The following is a 5,060-nucleotide window of genomic DNA, read 5'->3' as shown; positions in this document are numbered from 1 at the left end:
CGTCTTCACTGTGGAAGAAGTTAAAGCTGAGTTCTTCGACTGACGACAGCACTTCAATCGCATGACGAAGCCCTGATTTCTGATGACGCGGCAAGTCGATTTGCGTCACGTCACCGGTGATCACCGCTTTGGAGTTAAAGCCAATACGGGTCAGGAACATCTTCATTTGTTCGATAGACGTGTTCTGGCTTTCATCAAGGATAATAAAAGCGTCGTTCAATGTACGTCCACGCATGTAAGCCAGCGGGGCGACTTCAATAACGTTGCGCTCAATCAGTTTTTCAACTTTCTCAAAACCGAGCATTTCGAACAATGCGTCATACAGCGGGCGCAGATATGGGTCAACTTTCTGACTGAGATCCCCCGGCAGGAAGCCCAGTTTTTCACCGGCTTCAACGGCAGGGCGGGTCAGAAGAATGCGGCGCACTTCCTGACGCTCCAGCGCATCCACCGCAGCAGCCACGGCCAGATATGTTTTACCGGTACCTGCAGGACCGATCCCGAAGGTGATGTCGTGGTCGAGAATGTTGGCGATATACTGCGCCTGATTGGGCGTGCGCGGCTTCACCATGCCACGCTTGGTTTTGATGATGACCGCTTTGCCGAAGTCGGGCACACTTTCTGCTGTTTGTTCCAGTACCCGGCTTTCTTTGATCGCCAGATGAATTTTTTCAGGATCGATATCCTGGATCTCACCGCGCAGCGGCGCAGTGTCAACGTATAAATCACGCAGGATGTCGGCGGCTGCCGCAACCGGCAGGCTCTTTCCGACCAATTTAAACGCGTTATCACGACGGTTGATTTCAACGCCCAACCGGCGCTCCAGTTGTTTGATATTGTCATCAAACGGCCCGCACAGGCTCAGCAAACGCTGGTTGTCTTCGGGCTCCAGTAAAATCTCTTGTGTTACAACGTTCAAACGAATCCTCTGGGTCACTTCGGACCAGTTGTCATTTCACCCGGCTGAGTCACTGCTTTCAGCCGCCAACCATACCTGACTTAATAATACATGCCCTTGGCAAAATATGCTGCGCCGTGGCAGCAGTTGCAGGCACCGTCATCCGGATATGCGGCCTTTGCTGGAAAATTAAACCCTTATGATGAGGTTATTACCGAAAATCTCAAAAGAAACAGGACGCCGGAGCGCCCTGTTGATTTCAGGCTGTGCATTATTCTGGTGGTTCAGGGTTGATATAGTCCAACGCCCAATTCATTTTCTTTGCGGGTGCGTTCGATAACTGATTGTGGTGATTCATGCAGGCGAAGCGCCATCTGTTCTTCCGTACGGACAACCACACCGCGCAGTGAGTTGGCATACACGTCGACAATTTCGACATCAACGAACTTACCAATCATGTCCGGTGTGCCTTCGAAGTTGACCACGCGGTTGCATTCGGTACGGCCGGTCAGCTCCATAATGTCCTTGCGGGACGTGCCTTCCACCAGAATACGCTGAACAGTACCCAGCGTGGCGCGGCTAAAGCGCATGACTTGCTGTGTGATTCTGTCCTGTAACAGCGCCAGACGCTGTTTCTTCTCATCCATGCTCACATCATCAACCATATCTGCCGCCGGTGTGCCCGGACGCGGAGAATAGATGAAGCTGAAGCTGACGTCGTAATTCACCTGCGCAATCAAATCCATCGTGCGTTCAAAATCTTCGTTCGTTTCGCCAGGGAAACCGATGATAAAATCTGAACTGAAATGAATATCAGGACGCGCGGCGCGTAACTTGCGGATAGTCGATTTATATTCCAGCACTGTATGAGGACGCTTCATCATCGTCAGAATGCGATCGGAACCACTTTGGATCGGCAGATGCAGGAAGCTCACCACTTCAGGCGTATCTTTATAGACTTCTATAATATCATCAGTAAATTCGACCGGATGACTGGTGGTGAAACGAATACGGTCGATACCGTCAATCGCTGCCACCAGACGCAGCAGCTCAGCGAAGGTGCACACGCCACCCTCAAACGCATCGCCACGATACGCATTAACGTTCTGGCCCAGCAGGTTAACTTCACGCACGCCTTGCGCGGCCAGTTGTGCCACTTCAAACAATACGTCATCGCACGGGCGGCTGACTTCTTCACCGCGCGTATAAGGCACTACACAGAAGCTGCAATATTTGTTGCAGCCTTCCATGATGGAAACGAAAGCGGTCGGGCCGTCTGCGCGCGGTTCCGGCAGCCGGTCAAATTTTTCGATTTCAGGAAAGCTGATATCCACGACCGGGCTTTTGGTGCCGCGTACGTGGTTCACCATTTCCGGTAAACGATGCAAGGTTTGCGGACCGAAGACGATGTCGACACAAGGCGCACGTTTACGCAGCATTTCGCCTTCCTGTGATGCGACGCAGCCACCCACCCCAATGATAATATTCGGGTTTTTCTTTTTCAGTAATTTCCAGTGTCCGAGCAGGCTGAACACTTTCTCCTGCGCTTTTTCCCTTATTGAGCAGGTATTCAGCAGCAGAATGTCTGCTTCTTCAGCGTTATCCGTCAGCTGGTAACCATGGGTGCTGTCGAGAAGGTCAGCCATTTTGGATGAATCATATTCATTCATCTGGCAGCCCCAGGTTTTTATGTGCAGTTTTTTAGTCATCAGCGTGTCAGTACTCAATACGGGAAACGTTAGATCGGCAGTGCCGCAGTGCATAGCATAGTTCAGGGGCGCTATTGTAAACCCTCACTCCAGTGCTGACCAGTGCAGGAAAGCAGCTTAGGCCCTGATGCCAACACAAAAATCCGGTACACTTCGCATAATGAACTGAACAGAAAGCCGGAATAATAATGAATAATTCTGAGAAGACATTTGATGCAGTCATTGTGGGTGGCGGCATGGTGGGCGCTGCCACAGCCCTGGGGCTGGCGCAGCAGGGATTGCAGGTTGCTCTGATAGAGAATGAAGAACCTGCCGGGTTTGATCCGTCAGCGCCGGCTGATTTGCGTATCTCCGCGATCGGTTGTGCGTCTGTGCGCTTTTTACAGAAACTGGGGGCGTGGGGGGCGGTTGAGAAAATGCGCTCAGTCCCATACCGCCGCCTGGAAACCTGGGAAGTTGACGGTTCTGAAGTGAAATTTGATGCGCAGTCTCTCGGATTGCCGGAACTGGGCTTCATGGTCGAAAACCGGGTACTTCAGCTGGCGCTGTGGCAACAGTTTGATGCCCTCACCAGCCTGACCCGTTTTTGCCCGGCAAAATTGCGTCACCTTTTGCAGCACGATGATAAAACCTGGTCTTTGCAACTGACTACGGGTGAATTACTGCGCACGCCACTTGTGGTCGCTGCCGATGGTGCGAATTCGCTGGTGCGGCAGTTAGCGGGGATTGGTGTGGATGGCTGGGAATACCGCCAGCACTGTATGCTGATTCATGTCGAAACCGCAACGCCGAATCAGGACGTGACATGGCAGCAATTTTTCCCTTCCGGCCCGCGGGCGTTCCTGCCGCTGTTTGATAATCAGGCCTCGCTGGTCTGGTATGACAGCCCGCAGCGTATCCGTTATCTGAAAACGCTGAATATGCAGCAACTTACGACAGAAGTGATGCAGGCTTTCCCGGCACGGCTGGGCACAGTGAAAGCAATATCCGCAGGTGCATTCCCACTGGTTCGCCGTCACGCTCAGCGTTATGTCTTACCGGGGCTGGCGCTGGTGGGTGACGCAGCGCACACCATCAATCCTCTGGCAGGGCAGGGCGTCAATCTGGGATACCGTGATGTGGAAGCATTGTTATCGGTGCTGGAAAAGGCGCGTGACCATGATGAAGCGTGGAGCAGCGAGAAAGTCTTACTGCGCTATCAGCGTCAGCGTCGTCTGGATAATCTGCTGATGCAAAGCGGGATGGATTTATTCTATACCGCCTTCAGTAACGATCTGGCACCGGTGAAAGCGTTGCGTAATCTGGCGCTGATGACCGCACAACGTACGGGCGCACTGAAAACCAAAGCACTTAAATACGCATTGGGGATTTAATGACGTCAAGGCTGGTGGGAAAACATCTCCACCAGACCTCTATTTTTAGATAAATATTTAAAATACAGAAAAGCAAAAGGCCTGCTAAAAAGCAGGCCTTTCTAATGTGGCTGGGGTGCCAGGATTCGAACCTGGGTATGCTGGTATCAGAAACCAGAGCCTTACCGCTTGGCGACACCCCAATTTTGTTTCTCACTACCTTTTGAGTAGTGTACTGCAAGTAAAATGGTGGCTACGACGGGATTTGAACCTGTGACCCCATCATTATGAGTGATGTGCTCTAACCAGCTGAGCTACGTAGCCAAATTCTACTGACTTACTTCAAAACTTCAAGCACTAATTTAACTAACTTAATAATAAATTTCAAGTGCTTACCAATTATACAGAAAGAAGTATGGCTGGGGTACCTGGATTCGAACCAGGGTATGCTGGTATCAAAAACCAGTGCCTTACCGCTTGGCGATACCCCAACAGTACAACTTCTTCAAATTGGATTTTCCTCACAACCACATCAGTACAACAATRTGAAAGGTAAGAAAATGGCTGGGGTACCAGGATTCGAACCTGGGAATGCTGGTATCAAAAACCAGTGCCTTACCGCTTGGCGATACCCCAACTGTGCTGCCGATGTCTGGAAATGGTGCGGGAGGCGAGACTTGAACTCGCACACCTTGCGGCGCTAGAACCTAAATCTAGTGCGTCTACCAATTTCGCCACTCCCGCAAAAAGATGGTGGCTACGACGGGATTCGAACCTGTGACCCCATCATTATGAGTGATGTGCTCTAACCAACTGAGCTACGTAGCCATCTTTTTTCGCGCTACCTTCATCGGCGTTGCGGGGCGCATTATGCGTATATGACCGTTTTGCGTCAACACCTTTTTTGGAGAAAAAGGCCTGACGGCGTCCATTTGTCTGGCTTATAACCACTCTGGTGATTAATTGGACAAAAGACATTATTTTTACTGACTTTACCCATTAAAAAACGGGCCTGAAGAGGCCCGTTTGCTACAAGGATATTTACCGGTAAATCGGTTATTTATAAGCGGACTGATGCACGCCAACGGCACGGCCAGAAGG

The 5,060-nt window shown here is 51.0% G+C and carries 3 protein-coding genes and 6 tRNA genes; 1 reads left to right on the top strand and 8 read right to left on the bottom strand.

Translation table 11 applies throughout. The features are described from left to right. A partial coding sequence (locus AC1DUO_RS23185) for a PhoH family protein (RefSeq protein WP_477988946.1) occupies nucleotides 1-937 on the bottom strand: 937 nt, incomplete at its 3' end. Between the two features lie 245 nt (nucleotides 938-1,182). Then, nucleotides 1,183-2,607 (bottom strand): tRNA (N6-isopentenyl adenosine(37)-C2)-methylthiotransferase MiaB, encoded by a 1,425-nt coding sequence (miaB, locus tag AC1DUO_RS23180; protein ID WP_013576480.1) that lies wholly within the window; start codon nucleotides 2,605-2,607, stop codon nucleotides 1,183-1,185. Nucleotides 2,608-2,795: 188 nt separating this feature from the next. Here miaB and ubiF point away from each other — a divergent pair, with 188 nt between their 5' ends. After that, nucleotides 2,796-3,980: a 3-demethoxyubiquinol 3-hydroxylase gene (gene ubiF, locus AC1DUO_RS23175; RefSeq protein ID WP_013576479.1), complete on the top strand. Its 1,185-nt coding sequence runs from the start codon at nucleotides 2,796-2,798 to the stop codon at nucleotides 3,978-3,980. A gap of 107 nt (nucleotides 3,981-4,087) precedes the next feature. Here the strand turns inward: ubiF and AC1DUO_RS23170 are convergent. From AC1DUO_RS23170 to AC1DUO_RS23145, 6 genes are all read right to left on the bottom strand, one after another. Beyond that, a tRNA-Gln gene (locus AC1DUO_RS23170) sits at nucleotides 4,088-4,162 on the bottom strand. A 44-nt stretch (nucleotides 4,163-4,206) separates the two neighbouring features. Then, a tRNA-Met gene (locus AC1DUO_RS23165) sits at nucleotides 4,207-4,283 on the bottom strand. A 92-nt stretch (nucleotides 4,284-4,375) separates the two neighbouring features. Continuing rightward, a tRNA-Gln gene (locus tag AC1DUO_RS23160) sits at nucleotides 4,376-4,450 on the bottom strand. A gap of 70 nt (nucleotides 4,451-4,520) precedes the next feature. Continuing rightward, nucleotides 4,521-4,595, bottom strand: a tRNA-Gln gene (locus AC1DUO_RS23155). 23 nt (nucleotides 4,596-4,618) lie between these two features. After that, nucleotides 4,619-4,703 (bottom strand) — tRNA-Leu (locus AC1DUO_RS23150). A 7-nt stretch (nucleotides 4,704-4,710) separates the two neighbouring features. Further along, a tRNA-Met gene (locus AC1DUO_RS23145) sits at nucleotides 4,711-4,787 on the bottom strand. Nucleotides 4,788-5,060 lie beyond the last annotated feature (273 nt).

The sequence above is a fragment of the Rahnella sp. P4_A8 genome (assembly GCF_056402435.1).
This window is presented reverse-complemented; position numbering and strand designations above follow the sequence as displayed.

What these genes read in the sequence shown, in the direction of transcription:
- ubiF (WP_013576479.1), top strand. Translation starts at nt 2,796, where the DNA reads ATGAATAATTCTGAGAAGACATTTGATGCAGTCATTGTGGGTGGCGGC.
- miaB (WP_013576480.1), bottom strand. Translation starts at nt 2,607, where the DNA reads ATGACTAAAAAACTGCACATAAAAACCTGGGGCTGCCAGATGAATGAA.